This window comes from Mesorhizobium sp. IMUNJ 23232 (assembly GCF_044326205.1).
Classification (GTDB): Bacteria; Pseudomonadota; Alphaproteobacteria; order Rhizobiales; family Rhizobiaceae; genus Kumtagia.
Genome location: NZ_JBIRCY010000029.1, coordinates 83,820 through 98,645 on the forward strand (window position 1 = coordinate 83,820; position 14,826 = coordinate 98,645).

General features: G+C 66.9%; 16 protein-coding genes. 3 read left to right on the forward strand and 13 right to left on the reverse strand.

Annotated elements, in window-relative coordinates; all coding sequences use genetic code 11:
* Positions 1-62 precede the first annotated feature (62 nt).
* Positions 63-905 carry an SH3 domain-containing protein gene (locus ACH196_RS20940; RefSeq protein WP_396648867.1) on the forward strand — a complete coding sequence of 281 codons (843 nt, stop codon included), beginning with the start codon at positions 63-65 and terminating at the stop codon, positions 903-905.
* A gap of 83 nt (positions 906-988) precedes the next feature.
* Here ACH196_RS20940 and ACH196_RS20945 read toward each other — a convergent pair whose 3' ends face one another.
* The 5 genes from ACH196_RS20945 to cobA form a co-directional block, all read right to left on the reverse strand.
* The gene (locus ACH196_RS20945) at positions 989-1,300 is read right to left on the reverse strand and encodes a YqjD family protein (RefSeq protein WP_396648868.1); all 312 of its coding nucleotides are present in this window, start codon (positions 1,298-1,300) and stop codon (positions 989-991) included.
* A 74-nt stretch (positions 1,301-1,374) separates the two neighbouring features.
* Positions 1,375-2,397 (reverse strand): nicotinate-nucleotide--dimethylbenzimidazole phosphoribosyltransferase, encoded by a 1,023-nt coding sequence (gene cobT / locus ACH196_RS20950; protein WP_396648869.1) that lies wholly within the window; start codon positions 2,395-2,397, stop codon positions 1,375-1,377.
* A gap of 36 nt (positions 2,398-2,433) precedes the next feature.
* The gene (locus tag ACH196_RS20955) at positions 2,434-3,237 is read right to left on the reverse strand and encodes an adenosylcobinamide-GDP ribazoletransferase (RefSeq protein WP_396648870.1); all 804 of its coding nucleotides are present in this window, start codon (positions 3,235-3,237) and stop codon (positions 2,434-2,436) included.
* Between the two features lie 295 nt (positions 3,238-3,532).
* On the reverse strand, positions 3,533-5,044 hold the full coding sequence (locus tag ACH196_RS20960; RefSeq protein ID WP_396648871.1) for a cobyrinate a,c-diamide synthase: 1,512 nt from the start codon (positions 5,042-5,044) through the stop codon (positions 3,533-3,535).
* Positions 5,041-5,823: a uroporphyrinogen-III C-methyltransferase gene (gene cobA / locus ACH196_RS20965; protein ID WP_396648872.1), complete on the reverse strand. Its 783-nt coding sequence runs from the start codon at positions 5,821-5,823 to the stop codon at positions 5,041-5,043. The genes ACH196_RS20960 and cobA overlap by 4 nt, the downstream gene beginning before the upstream one ends.
* 53 nt (positions 5,824-5,876) lie before the next feature.
* Here cobA and ACH196_RS20970 point away from each other — a divergent pair, with 53 nt between their 5' ends.
* The gene (locus ACH196_RS20970; protein ID WP_396648873.1) at positions 5,877-6,971 is read left to right on the forward strand and encodes a cobalt-precorrin-5B (C(1))-methyltransferase; all 1,095 of its coding nucleotides are present in this window, start codon (positions 5,877-5,879) and stop codon (positions 6,969-6,971) included.
* Between the two features lie 62 nt (positions 6,972-7,033).
* On the opposite strand, the gene cobM is transcribed toward ACH196_RS20970, so the two are convergent.
* The 3 genes from cobM to cbiE are packed head-to-tail and all read right to left on the reverse strand — an operon-like array spanning position 7,034 to position 9,404.
* Positions 7,034-7,792, reverse strand: a complete 759-nt coding sequence (gene cobM, locus ACH196_RS20975; RefSeq protein WP_396648874.1) for a precorrin-4 C(11)-methyltransferase — start codon at positions 7,790-7,792, stop codon at positions 7,034-7,036.
* The gene (locus ACH196_RS20980) at positions 7,789-8,175 is read right to left on the reverse strand and encodes a cobalamin biosynthesis protein (RefSeq protein ID WP_396648875.1); all 387 of its coding nucleotides are present in this window, start codon (positions 8,173-8,175) and stop codon (positions 7,789-7,791) included. Before ACH196_RS20980 ends, cobM begins: the two co-directional genes overlap by 4 nt.
* Entirely contained in the window at positions 8,172-9,404 is a 1,233-nt protein-coding gene (cbiE, locus tag ACH196_RS20985) for a precorrin-6y C5,15-methyltransferase (decarboxylating) subunit CbiE (RefSeq protein WP_396648876.1), read from the reverse strand. Before cbiE ends, ACH196_RS20980 begins: the two co-directional genes overlap by 4 nt.
* Position 9,405: 1 nt before the next feature.
* Between cbiE and ACH196_RS20990 the strand changes: the two genes are divergently transcribed.
* Positions 9,406-10,167, forward strand: a complete 762-nt coding sequence (locus tag ACH196_RS20990) for a cobalt-precorrin-6A reductase (protein WP_396648885.1) — start codon at positions 9,406-9,408, stop codon at positions 10,165-10,167.
* On the opposite strand, the gene ACH196_RS20995 is transcribed toward ACH196_RS20990, so the two are convergent.
* The 5 genes from ACH196_RS20995 to ACH196_RS21015 form a co-directional block, all read right to left on the reverse strand.
* Complete coding sequence (locus ACH196_RS20995; RefSeq protein WP_396648877.1) at positions 10,137-10,895, reverse strand: precorrin-3B C(17)-methyltransferase; 759 nt, start codon at positions 10,893-10,895, stop codon at positions 10,137-10,139. The two genes, ACH196_RS20990 and ACH196_RS20995, sit on opposite strands and share 31 nt — an antisense overlap.
* Positions 10,892-11,659 carry a precorrin-2 C(20)-methyltransferase gene (locus ACH196_RS21000; RefSeq protein ID WP_396648878.1) on the reverse strand — a complete coding sequence of 256 codons (768 nt, stop codon included), beginning with the start codon at positions 11,657-11,659 and terminating at the stop codon, positions 10,892-10,894. Before ACH196_RS21000 ends, ACH196_RS20995 begins: the two co-directional genes overlap by 4 nt.
* Positions 11,656-12,288, reverse strand: coding sequence for a precorrin-8X methylmutase (locus ACH196_RS21005; protein ID WP_396648879.1), 633 nt, complete (start codon positions 12,286-12,288; stop codon positions 11,656-11,658). The genes ACH196_RS21000 and ACH196_RS21005 overlap by 4 nt, the downstream gene beginning before the upstream one ends.
* Positions 12,285-13,628 (reverse strand): precorrin-3B synthase, encoded by a 1,344-nt coding sequence (gene cobG, locus ACH196_RS21010; RefSeq protein WP_396648880.1) that lies wholly within the window; start codon positions 13,626-13,628, stop codon positions 12,285-12,287. Before cobG ends, ACH196_RS21005 begins: the two co-directional genes overlap by 4 nt.
* On the reverse strand, positions 13,625-14,826 hold a 1,202-nt coding region (locus tag ACH196_RS21015; RefSeq protein WP_396648881.1), incomplete at its 5' end, for a cobaltochelatase subunit CobN. The genes ACH196_RS21015 and cobG, both read right to left, overlap by 4 nt.

The window sequence follows — 14,826 nt, forward strand, 5'->3', positions numbered from 1 at the left end:
TCCAGTCACGGCCGGCGATCGTGGTAAACCAAGCCTTAAGGCATTGGGTTCATGATGAACGCATGGCGAAGAAACCGGCAAAAGCAAAGCCCCGTTCGAAGTTTTCGGCAGCGTCCATGATGGGGCTGCCGAGATTGCGCTGGCTCGTGCTCGGCGCGGTCGTGGCCGGTGCCTGGGCGATGATGCAGGAGCCGCCGAAGCGCGAGCACTGGCAGCGCCAGCGCGACAGCCAACAGGCATCTGTCGAGAAGAAGAAGCCCGAGCCGGCATCCGCCCCGGCGGTCGCCGTCGCGCCCGAGCCGAAACCGTCTGAGCTCGTCACCGCCTCGATCCCGCGCCCGGAAAAGCCGGTCGCGCCGACTTCCGTGACGATGCGCACCACCGAAAAAGTCCGCCTGCGCAAGGAAGCCAGCACCTCCAGCGCCGTCGTGGCGACGCTGAAGGGCGGCCAGACCGTCGAAGCCAGCGTCACCGACGGCAAATGGCGAAAGGTTTCCGCCGACGGCATGGTGGGCTGGGTGCATGGCGACTATCTGAAGGCTGGTCCGGTCCCGCTTGAGGCCGTTGCTGCCGTGCCGAAGCCCACTCCGGCGGTGGCCGTCGTGCCGAAGCCCGCGCCGCAGGCTGCGCCTGCCGATCCGTCGGAGCTTGCATTCGCGCCTCGGCCGAAGCAGGACGTTGCGCCGGAGCCCGAGGCCATGCCGGCCGTGACGGAGTCCGAAGCGGCGCCTGCGGCCGTGCCCATCTCGCTGCCCGAGGACAAGTCGATGTGGGGCGCTCTACGTCCCACCCGCGCGCCGCAGGGCGGTGACTGCCAGTGCCCGTATGACCTGATGCTAAACGGCAATCAGTGCGGCGAGCGTAGCGCCTACGCCAGGGGCAAGGGGCCACAGTGCTATTTCTGAGGGTTGGTCTTCCGACCTTCCTGCCGTCGAGGAACTGCTCCCGCCCGTAGAGTCGATGGCAGTCGTTGGTTAGGGTCGCCTTGCTACCGCCGCGACAACAACCCCACCACCAGCCCGATTACCGCCAGCCCGACGACGGCGGTCGTCAGCGGATGGTCGGTGGCGGCACGCTGTACTACGCGCGACTGCTTCTGGATCATCGGCAGGGCGTCGCCGACGCGGCTGGCGATCTCGTCATAAAAATCTGAGGCCGTCTCGCGGGTGTCGTCATAGGCCGCAGCGCCACGTTTTCCCAGCGCCTTGCGCAGCACTTCGACTTCCTTCTGCAACCGCGCCACCTGGTCCTCAAGCTCGTCGGTCATGTCGTCGCGGAATTTCGAGAAGGTGGAAGCCATCGGGATGTCCTTGCGCAAGATTCGGGAAACCGCTCGTCAAACGCGACAGGCCGAACGATGGTTCCCGGGCGGCGCTACGCCGGACCTGCCTCCTTGCCCGACACGCCCGCATCCGCAAAACTCGCCATGCCAGTGTGGCAGGCCAGCGCCGAGCGCAGGACGTTGACGGCAAGGCACGCGCCCGAGCCTTCGCCGAGCCGCATGCCGAGGTCGAACAGCGGCTTGAGGTTCATGGCCGACAGCAGACCGCGATGCCCGGCTTCGGCGGATACATGCGCGGCGACAGCATGATCCAGTCCGTGCGAATGCAGCCGCACCATCGGCGCCACCGCCGCCGTGCAGACAAAACCGTCAAGCAGCACGGGAACGCCCTTGTGGCGGGCGGCGAGCGTCGCCCCCATGATCGCGGCAAGCTCGCGCCCGCCGACTGCTGCCGCCGCCTTCAGCGGGTCGTGCAGCACCTCGCCATGCAGTTTCATCGCCACCTCGATCGCCGCGGTCTTGCGGCCGAGCCCCGCGTCGTCGACACCGGTGCCGCGCCCGACCCACTGGTCTACGCCGCCGAACAGGGCGGAGGCGATCGCCGCCGCCGCCGTGGTGTTGCCGATGCCCATCTCGCCGAAGCACAGCAGGTCGGTTTCGGCCTCGACCGATTCGTAGCCGCGGGCGATTGCCGCCAGGAACTCCTGCTCGTCCATCGCGGGCGCCAACGTGAAGTCGGCGGTCGGGCGCTCGACGTCCAGCGGAATGACGTCCAGTTCCGCGCCGGCCATTTTCGCAAGCTGGTTGATAGCAGCGCCGCCGGCAGCGAAATTCGCGACCATCTGGGCCGTCACTTCCGGCGGAAAAGCCGACACACCCTGCGCGGTCACACCATGCGAACCGGCGAAGACGATCACCTTGACCCGGTCGAGCTTCGGCACCTCGCGACCCTGCCAGCGGGCGAGCCAAGCGACCAGCGTCTCCAGCCGGCCCAGGCTGCCCTGCGGTTTGGTCAGCGTGTCCTGGCGACGGGCGACGGCTTCCGCAGCCTTCGGATCGCCGGTAGGCAAATCCTGGCAGGCGGCGCGCAAGGCTTCGAAGGACGCGAAATTCATGGAAATTCCCCTTTAGCAAACGATGGAAGCAACAGGTCAGAAAACGGCGGAAGTAACGAGCAGGATAAGGATTTCGGCGATCTGCTGAAGCGCGCCGGCGGTGTCGCCGGTCTGCCCGCCGATCTTGTTCAGGCAGAGCGCGCGGAAGGCCAGGAATGCCGCCGCCAGCAAAACCGCCGCCACCAGCGCGGCGGAAAGGCCAAGCGCCATCAGCGACAGAAAACCCAGCGCAAGTGCCGCGCCCGCCACAGGCTGCCCGACGGTTCCCGCGCCGGCCGAGAGGCCATCCGTGCGCGCCGGCGGCAAGAGATGCAGGAAGGCCGGCAACAGCGCGCGCGAGCCACCGTGCGCGGCAAGCAGTGCCGCAAAAACCAGGGACGAGGCGGAATAGGCCGCTCCCGGCCCGGATGGAGAACCCGCCGCCGTGCCGTCCGCCAGCACCGCCAGTGCGCTCCAGCGCAGCAAGATGGATAGCGCCAGCACGCAGGCGCCGAACGCGCCGATGCGGCTGTCGCGCATGATTTCGAGGATGCGGTCGCGGCTCCGGCCACCGCCGAATCCGTCGGCGGTATCGGAAAGCCCGTCTTCGTGCAGGCACCCCGTGGCGAGCATTGTCGCCGCCAGCGCCAGAGCCGCCGCCGGTCCGGCCGGCAGTCCGAGCCGGCTCGCGGCCCAGAACGTAGCTCCGCCGATCAGCGCAATGACCCAGCCGGCTATCGGTGCGGCCCAGATCGCGGACGCCAGGCTGCGCCCGGAAAGGTCCAACCCGGGCAAAGGTAGGCGCGTGAAGAACATTGTGCTGAAGCCGATATCGCGCAAGAGGGTTTGAGGGGAGGTCATTACAGCCGGCCCGCCAAGCTGGAACACCCCTCATCCGTCTCGCCCTGCGGGCTCGACACCGCCCTGGCCCGAGCCACTGGTCTCGGCCCGTCCTTCGGACCCCGCAAGGGGAGAAGGGGGAGTTTCGCGCCTGCGCTGCTGCAAATCTCCGACGTTGGTGATTGGTGGAGGCGTTGATGCAGTGCTCCACCTTCTCCCCTTGTGGGAGAAGGTGCCGAGCGCAGCGAGGCGGATGAGGGGTGTTGGACGGAGCGCGAAGCTCGCGAGTATATGCCTGAAGAGTCTAAATCCGCGCTCACCCCTTCACTCCCGCTATCGCATGAAAAAACGTCCCGCTCACCAATCCGCGCCGCCCACCGAACGCACCCAGCGCCACACCCTGCCCATCGGCAATCTCGGCCAGCTTTTCGTCCGGCCCGGCATCGACAAGCTGCGCATAGTGGAACTCATGGCCGCGCACGACATCGCCTTTCTTCCCGATCGGGCAATCCGCCAGCAACGTCGCCTGCCGATAGCCGAGGTTCATCTTGCGTTTCGCAAAACTCGTCGAGTGCCCCAGCAGGCCGAGCATTTTGTGTGCCGTACCGTCCGCGTCCACCAGCGACTCCCCAAGCACCATGAAGCCGCCGCACTCGCCATGAACGGGCTTTTTCGCAGCAAACCGCTGCATGCCGTCGATGAAATTCCGCGCCGCCGCCAGTTTTCCAGCATGCAGTTCAGGATAGCCGCCCGGCAGCCAGCATACGTCGCAGGTTTCGTCGGGCGGCTCGCCGGCCAGCGGCGAGAACGGCACGATCTCGGCACCCGCCAACTGCCAGGCGGCGATCAGATGCGGATAGAGGAAGGTGAATGCCGCATCCTTTGCCAGCGCAATGCGCTGGCCGGGCGGGGGGAGGGAGATTGCGGTTGCTTCGGTTGGGCTGACAAAGCCGGAAACCGCGCTTTTCAAACCCCCCTCTGTCCTGTCGGACATCTCCCCCTCAAGGGGGGAGATTCGCAGCTCTACGCTCCGCGCCTGTCCTGCGCCGCTGGTGATTGGCGAAAGCCGAGCGGCCGGCCCAATCTCCCCCCTTGAGGGGGAGATGTCCGACAGGACAGAGGGGGGTGTGACATCGCAAATCATCCCCGCCATCCCAACGATCCGCCCGACATCCAGCGAGCGCTCCATCACATCCGCCAGCCGCTCGATATGCGCATCGAGATCGGCGTGTTCGCTGGCCTGCACCAGTCCCAGGTGCCGCTCCGGCAACGTCATCGACGGGTCGCGCATCACGGAACCGACCACAGGCAGGCCGATTGCCTCGATGGCTTCGCCCGCCAGTTTCCGGTGTCGCTCGCTGCCCACCCTGTTCAGCACGACGCCGGCGATGCGCACGGCCGGATCGTAGACGGTAAAGCCCTTCGCCACAGCAGCCGCCGTTTGCGACTGGCCCGACACGTCGAGCACCAGCAGCACCGGCAGGCCATAGCGCCGCCCCAGATCGGCGGCCGAACCCGACCGACCCTCAGCCGACACAATCCCGTCGAACAGCCCCATGGCGCTTTCGATGACGACGATGTCCGCTTGTTCCGCCGCTCCGGCGACAAGCGCGTCGAGCAGGGCAGGATGCATCGCCCAGGAGTCGAGATTGACGCCGGGCAAACCGGTCGCCGCCTCGTGGAAGGCCGGGTCGATATAGTCCGGCCCGGATTTCGCACCGCGCACGGCAACACCACGCCGCTTCAGCGCGCGCAGCAGGCCGATGGTGACGCTGGTCTTGCCCGACCCCGAGCGCGGCGCGCCGATGATGATGCCGCGCGCGGTCATCGCCCGGCCAGCTCCGCCCGCATCGAGACGATGCCGCCGATGACGATCAGCGCCGGGGCGGCGATGCCGGCCTTCGCCGCCTCATCCGCCAGCGTGCCGAGCGTCGCCACCACCACCCGTTCGCGCGGCGTGGTGGCATGCTCGATCACCGCCGCCGGCGTGGTGGCGGCAAGTCCGCCGGCGACGAGTGCCGGTGCGATCAGCGGCAGGTTTTTCAGTCCCATATAAACGACAATCGGCTGTCCGGTTTTTGCGAGAGCGGCCCAGTCGAGATCCTCGTCAGTGCCGGCCGCATGGCCGGTCGCCAGCACTACTGCCTTGTTGATGCCGCGCATTGTCACTGGAATGTTGACGCCCGCCAACCCGGCGAAGCCCGAGGTCAGCCCCGGCAGCACCCGGAACGGGATTTTCGCCCGCACCAGCGCCAGCGCCTCCTCGCCGCCGCGCCCGAAAACATATGGGTCGCCGCCCTTCAGCCGCAGCACGCGCTTGCCCTCCCGCGCGAAGCCGATCAGCCGCTTTGTGATATCTTCCTGGTCGGTCGAGGGCTTTCCGCCGCGCTTTCCTGCGAAATGCAGTTCGGTGGTGCCGGCGATCCGCAGCACGGCTTCCGAGACCAGCGCGTCGTAGACGACACAATCGGCCTCGGCCAGCGCCGAAAGCACATCAAGCGTCAGGCAGCCCGGATCGCCAGGGCCGGCGCCGGCCAGCCAGACATGACCCGGCAAAAAATCCTTCGGGCGGTGGTCGAGGCGGGCGATGGCGTCGGCAAGGCTCATGGATGCCGCTTTCGCCCATGACTGGATGCTTCCGCAAGCCTATAGACGACATCATGGAGACAGAAGAGCGACCGCTGAAGCGCGGCTGGACCACCGGCGCCTGTGCCGCCGCCGCGGCGAAGGCCGCCAGTGTTGCCCTCATCTCCGGTGAGTTCCCCGACCCAGTGGAGATCGGCCTGCCCGGCGGACGGCGCGTCGCCTTCGCGCTCGCCATCAACGAGGCCGGCGACGGCGAGGCGACGGCGGGGATCATCAAGGACGCGGGCGACGATCCGGACGTCACCCATGGCGCACTGGTGAAGGCTACCGTGCGCCGCGGGTCGCCGGGTTCCGGCATCACGTTCCGGCGCGGCGAGGGTGTGGGCCTCGTCACCCGGCCTGGTCTGCCGGTCGCGGTCGGCGAGCCGGCGATCAATCCGGTGCCGCGAAAAATGATTGCCGATTCGGTGCATGAGGCGGCGGGCGAGGGAGCCGACATCGAGGTCGAGATATCCGTGCCCGACGGTGCGGTGCTGGCGCAAAGGACGCTCAATCCGCGCCTCGGCATTCTGCACGGCATCTCCATTCTCGGCACGACCGGGGTCGTCATCCCCTATTCCTGCTCGGCCTGGATTCATTCCATCCACCGCGGGATCGACGTCGCCCGCGCCATGGGCCTCACCCATATCGCCGGCTCCACCGGCAATTCCTCCGAGGCGGCGGTGCAGAAATTCCACGATCTGCACGAGGTGGCGCTGATCGACATGGGCGATTTTGTCGGCGGCATGCTGAAATATGTGCGGGCGCATCCCGTGCCGCGCGTCACCATCGCCGGCGGCGTGGCGAAAATGACCAAGCTGGCGCAAGGCATGCTCGACGTGCATTCCAAGCGGGGTGCCGCCGATCTTGATGCGCTGGCGGCGCTGGTCATGGGCGCAGGCGGTTCCGCCGAACTCGCGGATGCGGTGAAGGGCGCCAACACCGTGGCCGAGGCCTTTTCCATGGCGCAGGCGGTGGGCGTGCCGATAGGGGATGCGATTGCCGCCGCCGCCTGGCGCACCGCCGCGCCGGCTTTGCGGGGGGCGGATGTCGAACTGGAAATCCTGGTGTTCGACCGAGAGGGTGGTTTGCTGGGGCGGAAGGATTTTATGCCCGTGAAGGAGAGATAAGCGGCGGCAAGCGTCGCGCTTGGAAGGCCGTCCGTCGAGGTTTGTCTCTGCAAGAAGCGGCTTCACTCCCGCCCCCTGAACCGCCGCTGATAGGCCGGATCGTACAGCGAACTCTCGCGAAAATCCCCGATACCCAGCGTGCGCCCGACAAAAATCACCGCCGTGCGTTCGATCGGCTCCGCCGCCAGCTCTCCCGCGATCGCCCCCAGTGTTCCGCGAACGATGCGTTCGTCGGGCCGCGAGGCGTGGAACACGATTGCCACCGGGCAGTCCGGCCCATAGAGCGGCGAAAGCTCCTCGACGATCTGGTCGACGGCGTGGATCGCCAGATGGATCGCAAGCGTCGCACCGGTCGCGCCGAAGGCGGCCAGCGTCTCCTTCGGTGGCATTTTCGAGGCGCGCCCGGAAACTCGCGTCAGCACCAGGCTCTGCGCCACCTCGGGGATCGTCAGCTCGCGCCCGAGGCTCGCCGCCGCCGCCGCGAAGGAGGGTACGCCGGGCGTCAGCGTGTATGGAATCCCATGTTTTTCCAGCCGCCGGATCTGCTCGGCCACCGCACTCCACACCGAAAGGTCACCGGAATGCAACCGCGCCACGTCCTGGCCAGTGGTATGTGCCGCCACATATTCCTGCTCGATCTCGTCCAGAGACATAGGCGCGGTATCGACCACTTTTGCGCCCGGCGGGCACCAGTCCAGCATCTCCTTCGCCACGATCGAACCCGCATAGAGGCAGACGGGGCATCGGGCGATCAGGTCGCGGCCGCGCACCGTGATCAAATCCGCCGCGCCAGGGCCGGCGCCGATGAAATGCACGGTCATGGCAAAACCCCGTTGCTCGCCAATGCGCAGGTAACCGGCCCGACGGCGACGCGCGGCCCGAGCAGTTTTCCGCGCGGGCCGATGGCGGCGAGTGCGGCCGCCTCGGAGGCTGATGGCGCGCCGGTCGCGTCCAGCGACCGCTCGGACCGGGTCAGGGTTCTCTCGCCGGCAGTTTGCAACTCCCCCTGGCCGATGACCAGAACGACCAGTTTCAGCGTTTGCGCCGCTTGGTGGATCGCCGGTTCGTCAGTCTTTTGCTCCGGCACCGCCAGCGCTTCAAGGTCAATCGCCTCAATCCTGTGCGCACCAAGCGCGGCGCGGATCGCCGCCAGCACCTGCGCCTCGCTCACGCCTGTCCGGCAGCCCAGCCCGGCGACGATCATGGTTTTTTCCAGATCCATTGGGTGACCGGCATGGCCGGCCGCCAGCCTGTCATCGTGCCGACTGGAGCCGCACGTGACACGGCAAGCCGGATCAGCTCGCCGCCCAGTGCCGCGTGCCGGGCGATCAGCACCGCCTCCATCTCCAGCGTCACCGCATTGGCAACCAGCCGCCCGCCCGGTTTCAACGAGGCGATGGCCGCGCCCATCACGCCGGGCTCGCTGCCGCCGCCGCCGATAAAAATCGCGTCCGGCGCGGGCAGGCCAGTCAGCGCCTCTGGTGCAGTCCCCTTCGCGACGACCAGCCCCGGCACGCCGAGCGTGGTCGCATTGCGGCCTATCCGTTCCGCCCGTTCCCCATTCGATTCGACCGCGATAGCTCGCATCGATGGATGCCTGAGCATCCATTCGATCGCGATCGATCCCGAACCGGCTCCGATGTCCCAAAGCAGTTCGCCTCGGAGGGGGGCGAGCGACGAAAGCGTCACCGCGCGGATCTCGCGTTTGGTAAGCTGCCCGTCATGCTCGAACAGGCTTTCGGGAAGTCCGGAAGACAGTGATGTCATGCCGATTGGGCCGGCGGACGCCAATTCGATCGCCAACACATTGAGCGGATTGATTCTTTCGGGCATGACATGGTCGGCGCGCATCGTCGTGAGCCGCTCGTCCCGACCGCCCAGCGCTTCGAGGATCGTCAGCCGCGACAGCCCGAAACCCAGTTCCGTCAAATAGTTGGCAATCTTTCCGGGAGCATCGGAGTCGGACGTGAGCGCGAGGATTCGGGTGCCGGGATGTAGCAGCGGCCGGATCAGCGAGATCGCCTTGCCGTGCAGCGATACGGTCTCGATCTCCGGCAGCGCCCAGCCCAACCGGCCCGCCGCCAGCGAAAAGGCGGAAGGCGCTGGAATTACATGCATTTCGCCTGCCGGCACATGCCGCGCCAGCGTGGTGCCGACGCCGTATAGAAACGGATCGCCGGAAGCGAGCACGCAGACTTTTTTTCCGCGCAGGGCCAAAACGGCCTGCATCTCGGAGTCGAAAGGCGACGGCCAAGGCCTTGATTCACCTGTTATTTCTGTCGCCGCCAGAGCCAGATGCCGCTTGCCGCCGAAGACGATTTCCGCCTCGGCGATCCGTCGCCTGGCCTCTACACCGAGCCCGTCAAGTCCGTCCTCGCCGATGCCGATGACGGATAGCCATCGTCCCGCCGCCATGTTCTGATTAGCGATCATGATGACGCACCGCATCCTGATTCTCGGCGGCACAACGGAGGCCCGGCAACTCGCCGAACGGCTGGCTGGCCGCGCCGAGTTCGATGTTACGTTGTCGCTTGCCGGACGCACGGCGAACCCGGTCGACCATCCCGTGCCGGTGCGCAGCGGTGGTTTCGGCGGCGCCGAGGGTCTCGCCAACTATCTGAAGGAACAGGAGATTTCCTTGCTCGTTGACGCGACGCATCCCTATGCGGCGCGCATTTCCGCGAACGCCGCGCAGGCTGCCGAGGAGGCCGGCATCAAAATTCTGGGGCTTCGCCGCCCGCCCTGGCGACGCCAGCCCTACGATCGCTGGACGTTGGTCACCGACGCGCAAGCCGCCGTCGCAGCGCTTGGCCCCCATCCACGAAAAGTGTTTTTGGCGCTCGGTCGGCAGGAACTGGCCGCGTTCGAAACTGCTCCCCAGCATTCCTACCTGATCCGCAGTGTCGACCCCGTCGAACCGCCGCTGGCGGTGCCGAATGCGACCTATGTTCTGGCGCGCGGTCCGTTCGCTGAGGACGCGGAAAAGGCGATGCTGGTTGAGCGCCGCATCGATGCCATCGTTGCCAAAAACAGCGGCGGAGCAGCGACTTACGGCAAGATCGCGGCGGCGCGAGCGCTGGGCATCGAAGTGATCCTGTTCCGCCGGCCAGCCCTGCCGCCGGTGGCAACCGTGGAGACAGTCGACGCTACGATTGCCGCAATCGATCATTGGCTGGCCAACGAACGCGGGGTATAGATCAGCGGATGCCTGCCGCCGCGCGGGATGGCCCGGGTCTCCATCGATCCGATGATGATGCAGGTCGCCATGTCGGCTTTACCGGCATCGACGTCGCCGAGCGAAAAAGTCTCGATGCGCTCGTCCGGGCGGCCAGCGGCGCGTCCGAAAATCACAATGGTTTCAGCGGGTAAGGTTTTCCGCAGGTGTTCAAAGGCCTTGCCGAGTTGCCATGGTCGCGCCTTGCTGATCGGGTTGTAGAGCGCGATGACGAAGCCTGCCTCGGACGCCGCGGCCAACCGTCGCTCGACGACCTCCCACGGCTTCAGATTGTCCGACAGCGAGATCGCACAGAAGTCATGGCCCAGCGGCGCGCCAATGCGGGCGGCGACCGCCAGCATGGCCGTTACTCCTGGCACGATCTCGATGTCGATATCCCGCCAAGCCTCTGGTCCGGCTTCGATTGCCTCGCAGACCGCCGCGGCCATCGCGAACACTCCGGGATCACCGCCCGAGACAACGGCGACAGTTTCGCCTTCGGAGGCTTTGGCAAGTGCTGCCTTGGCGCGCGAAATTTCCTCGCGATTGTCGGACGATACTGCCGTCTGATCGAGTCTCAGTTGCAAGCGGTCGAGATAGGGTTTGTAGCCATAGAAGAATTTCGCCGCGGCCACTGCCGCGTTGGCCTGCGGCGTCACCTGGTCGGGATTGCCTGGTCCGAGTCCGACGACGAACAGGCGGCCGCTCACAGCACCACTCCGGAGGCCGTCACGCTGCCGGGGCGGCCGAGCCAACCGGGCACCAGGACGATCGAGAAATACGGCGCCGCGTCATCTGCCTTGTCGGCGAGACGCATCGTCGCCCCGTTCCTCATCGTGCCACGCTCGACATAGTAGGCGCGCGCCAGCCTGCCGGTGGCTTCCAGCGCACGCCGGATCTTCGGCAGGTTGCGGCCAACCTTCATGATTACAGCGGCATCCGTGTCGGCCAAACGGCGCGCCAGTTCGAACTCGTTCATGGTTCCCGGCAGCACGGTTAGCACGTCGTCGCCCTGGACGATGGGCTGGCCAGTGGCCGACCAGCAGCCGGACATGGCGGTGATTCCGGGAATAACTTCGGTGTCATAAAGATGCGCCAGGCGCACATGCAGGTGCATGTAGGAGCCGTAGAACAGCGGGTCGCCCTCGGAGAGCACCGCCACCGTGCGGCCGGCGTCGAGGTGGCCCGCAACGGCCGCCGCCGACTCCTCGTAGAAGGCAAGAATCCGCGCCTTGTAATCGTCCTGGTCCTTGGCGATCTCGGTCGTGACCGGATAATGCAGCGGGAGTTCGATGATGTCCGGCCTCAGCCGGCCCTCGACGATGGCCCGCGCATTGCCGTTGTTGCCGCGCTTGGCGAAATGCGCCAGCACGTCGGCCTCGCCCAGAGCGCTCACCGCCTTCAGGGTCAGGAGTTCGGGGTCGCCCGGCCCGGTGCCGACGCCGATCAGCCGGCCCTTGGGTTGCGCATTCACAGGCCGGCCCTCGCAAGCGCGTTGAGACAAGCGGCGGTCGTGGCGCTGCCGCCGAGCCGGCCGCGCACGATGGCGAACGGCACGCCGTATGAATTTTCGGCCAGCGCGTCCTTGGATTCGGCCGCGCCGACGAAACCCACCGGCATGCCGAGGATCGCCGCCGGTTTCGGCGCCCCGTCGCGCAGCAGTTCGAGCAGGTAGAACAGCGCCGTCGGCGCGTTGCCGATAGCGACCACGCTGCCCGTCATGCGCTCGCCCCAGAGCTTTATCGCGGCGGCGGAGCGGGTGTTGCCGATCTCCTTCGCCAGCGTCGGCGTGCGCGGGTCGCGCAAGGTGCAGATCACTTCGTTTCCGGCCGGCAGGCGAGCGCGGGTGACGCCGTGGGCAACCATCTCGGCGTCGCAGAAGATCGGCGCGCCGGCGGCGAGCGCGCCGCGAGCCGCCTCGACGAAATTTTCGCCGAACACGAACTGGCGCGCAGCCTCAACCTGGCCGCAGGCATGGATCATGCGGATGGCGACGTCCGCCTCGGCGTCGGAGAAACGCGACAGATCAGCTTCGGCGCGGATGATGGCGAAGGACTTTTCGTAGATAGCGTCGCCGTCGCGGATGTAGTCGTAGGCCGTCATGGTCCGTCCTGTTCGAATGCCGCCTTCAAGCATGCCGTTTGCACGGGCGAAAGGGCTGTCGTTGTCCCGTCGCCGGCCTTTGCAATGCTCGACCGCCGTTCCGGGTGAAGTTTGGTGGCTACCACCGCGATCGCTTCGGCCAATCCGTCTGCCGACCTGTAGGCGAGGGGCTTTGACTTGGTTGTTCCGTGGACGACAAGCCCAGCGCCGTTTTCGTCGCCAACAATGGTGATGTCGGCTGCCGACTGCCGCGCGCAGCCTTTTTCGCAACCGGAGATGTGGATCGAAAGGTCATGCGCGCTGGGGGGCAGCGACCGGGCCACCTCGTCGGCGATGGCGCGCGCGGTAATCTTGCCCGACGCACAGGCCGGTGCGCCCGGGCAGGCGACGATCGACCGGCGCATATCGGCCGGTCCGGTGACGAAGCCGAGCTTTGCGGCTTGTTCGCGTAATGCCCGCGCGGCTTCGAGGGAGGGGCAGATTGGCAGCAGGGAGCGCGCAGGGGCAGGGCGGATCTCGGCGACGCCCAGTGCTTCGGCGGTGCGGGCGAAGGTGATGAGGGCGGTGGCGTCGATGTGGCCGAAGGGCAGGGAGATCGGGAGGGCGTGGCGGTCGGCGTGCAGGCGATAGGTGTCAAAGCCTGAATGGCTTGCTTGGGCGGCCAATGGCGCCTCGTTTGCCGTTTCCGGGCGGTTCATGATCAGATCGGGCGCAACGTCCCTTGCTCTCGCATCTCGGCCTTGTCTCGCGATTCTGAGGAGAACCGCTGTTGCGGCTTCGACCACTCCGTTGTCGTCGTACCAGCCGAGTTGCGTCGATGTTTCCGCATCGCCGGCAAGGGCAAAGTGCCAAAGCACCTTGCCGTCGCGTTGATCGGCCGTGAGCCGGACATCCGCTGCAATATCGTCGAGCGAAATCCGGCCGCCGCCATTGACCACCACCGACACTTTTGGCCCAAGCTTGGCCGTCAGCCCGGCGGCGTCGATTCCTTTGCGGATACGGCCCGCAACTGTCACCGCATCGCCTATCTCCTCCGGGTCCATGCCCGCCAGCGGGCTGGTCTCGACAGGCACGCCAGTGCGGACCGCGATACCGAGCAGGTCGACGTCCTCGGCAAAACGTTCGGCGGAAGCGGGCGAAAATCCGCGAAACTGGCAACTGCCGCGCGCCGTCACTTCGACGATGCCGTTGCCATGGCGTGCCGCCGATTCGCAGAGTCCGATCAATTGCTTCGGCGAAAATCCGCCGGAAACGGGCGAGAGCCGGATCAGCAGCCCGTCGCCGGTCGGCATCGGTGCGGCCAGTGTTGGGCAGGCACCGCGTCTGAGCAGGGCGTTCATTCGGCGGCCTGCGGCTCGGGGGCTTGCGCGATCAGCGTGTCGGAGGCTTCAGCGATGAGGGTCGCGAGGTCGTCGTCCAGTGAGTTGCGCAGCGGATGCCACAGGCCGCGCCGCCGCGCCGCGGAAAAACGCTCGGCGATGAAACGGGCGGCTGCAGGATTCTCGCGCAGCAAGAAGTCGCGGACGCGCGGGTCGCCGAGATAGGCGTTGTGCAAGGCCTCGATCAGCACGCCCGGAATGGCATTGGTGGTCTCGGCGAAACCGATCAGCCGGTCGACCGTCTCGGCGAATTCGGAGGCGCCGCGCGGCCCGTGCCGCATCTGGCCTTCGATGAAGATCGGGTTGGTGGCGCGCGCCCGCACCACGCGGGTCACGGCCTCGGTCACCGAGCGCGGGCGGGGTTGTGCCGGATCGGTGGTGTCCAGCACGATCACGTCGGCATTCCTTCCGAGCGCGGCGAGTGCCGCTGAAAAGCCGCCGATGAAAGCCACGTCCGCAGAGCCTTCGAGGATGTCGCGGGTCGGGTCATCGCCGGTGTGGACCAGAAGATCGGCCTCGGCGATGCGGCCGGCGAAGGCGCCCGGGGCTGCGATGCCTTCGCCCTCGGCGCCGCCATAGACATGGGAAGCGCTGTCGAGATAGGCCTTTCCGATCTCCTCCCTGGTGCTCCATTCGCCACGTGCCAACATGTCCTCGACGCCGGCGCCATAGGTGCCCGGCGACGAGCCGAAGATACGGGCGGGCGTCGATCCGGCGGCGCGCGTCTCGGCGGCGAGTGGGTTGTCGGCGGCGTCTTCGCCGCGGGCGGAGACGGCTCGGGCGGCGGCATCCATCAGCGCGATCTGCGTCGGGAACATGTCGCGGAACAGGCCGGAGATGCGCCAGGTGACATCGATGCGCGGGTGGCCGAGTAGGGCCTGCGGCAAAACCTCGATGCCGGTGACGCGGCCGGTTGCGGGGTCCCATTGTGTACGACAGCCCATCAGCGCAAGTCCCTGCGCGATTTCCTCGCCGCCGGTGCGCAGGCTGGCGCTTCCCCACAGGTCGATCACCAGGAAGCGCGGCCAGTCGCCGTGGTCCTGCAGATAGCGGCGCAGTATCTCGTCGGCCGCGGCCTTGCCGAGATCGAAGGCGGTTGGCGTCGGCATGGTGCGCGGATCGGCGGTGAAGAGGTTGCGTCCGGTGGGCAGCACGTCGG

Coding starts and splice junctions, on each gene's coding strand:
- ACH196_RS20980 (WP_396648875.1), bottom strand. CDS start 8,175: ATGATCGTCGCCGGGCTGGGCTGCCGGACAGGCGTGAGCGAGGCGCAG.
- cobG (WP_396648880.1), bottom strand. CDS start 13,628: ATGAACGCCCTGCTCAGACGCGGTGCCTGCCCAACACTGGCCGCACCG.
- ACH196_RS20955 (WP_396648870.1), bottom strand. CDS start 3,237: ATGACCTCCCCTCAAACCCTCTTGCGCGATATCGGCTTCAGCACAATG.
- ACH196_RS21005 (WP_396648879.1), bottom strand. CDS start 12,288: ATGACGGCCTACGACTACATCCGCGACGGCGACGCTATCTACGAAAAG.
- cbiE (WP_396648876.1), bottom strand. CDS start 9,404: ATGATCGCTAATCAGAACATGGCGGCGGGACGATGGCTATCCGTCATC.
- ACH196_RS20990 (WP_396648885.1), top strand. CDS start 9,406: ATGACGCACCGCATCCTGATTCTCGGCGGCACAACGGAGGCCCGGCAA.
- cobT (WP_396648869.1), bottom strand. CDS start 2,397: ATGAATTTCGCGTCCTTCGAAGCCTTGCGCGCCGCCTGCCAGGATTTG.
- ACH196_RS20940 (WP_396648867.1), top strand. CDS start 63: ATGGCGAAGAAACCGGCAAAAGCAAAGCCCCGTTCGAAGTTTTCGGCA.
- ACH196_RS20945 (WP_396648868.1), bottom strand. CDS start 1,300: ATGGCTTCCACCTTCTCGAAATTCCGCGACGACATGACCGACGAGCTT.
- cobA (WP_396648872.1), bottom strand. CDS start 5,823: ATGAGCCTTGCCGACGCCATCGCCCGCCTCGACCACCGCCCGAAGGAT.
- ACH196_RS20970 (WP_396648873.1), top strand. CDS start 5,877: ATGGAGACAGAAGAGCGACCGCTGAAGCGCGGCTGGACCACCGGCGCC.
- cobM (WP_396648874.1), bottom strand. CDS start 7,792: ATGACCGTGCATTTCATCGGCGCCGGCCCTGGCGCGGCGGATTTGATC.
- ACH196_RS20960 (WP_396648871.1), bottom strand. CDS start 5,044: ATGACCGCGCGCGGCATCATCATCGGCGCGCCGCGCTCGGGGTCGGGC.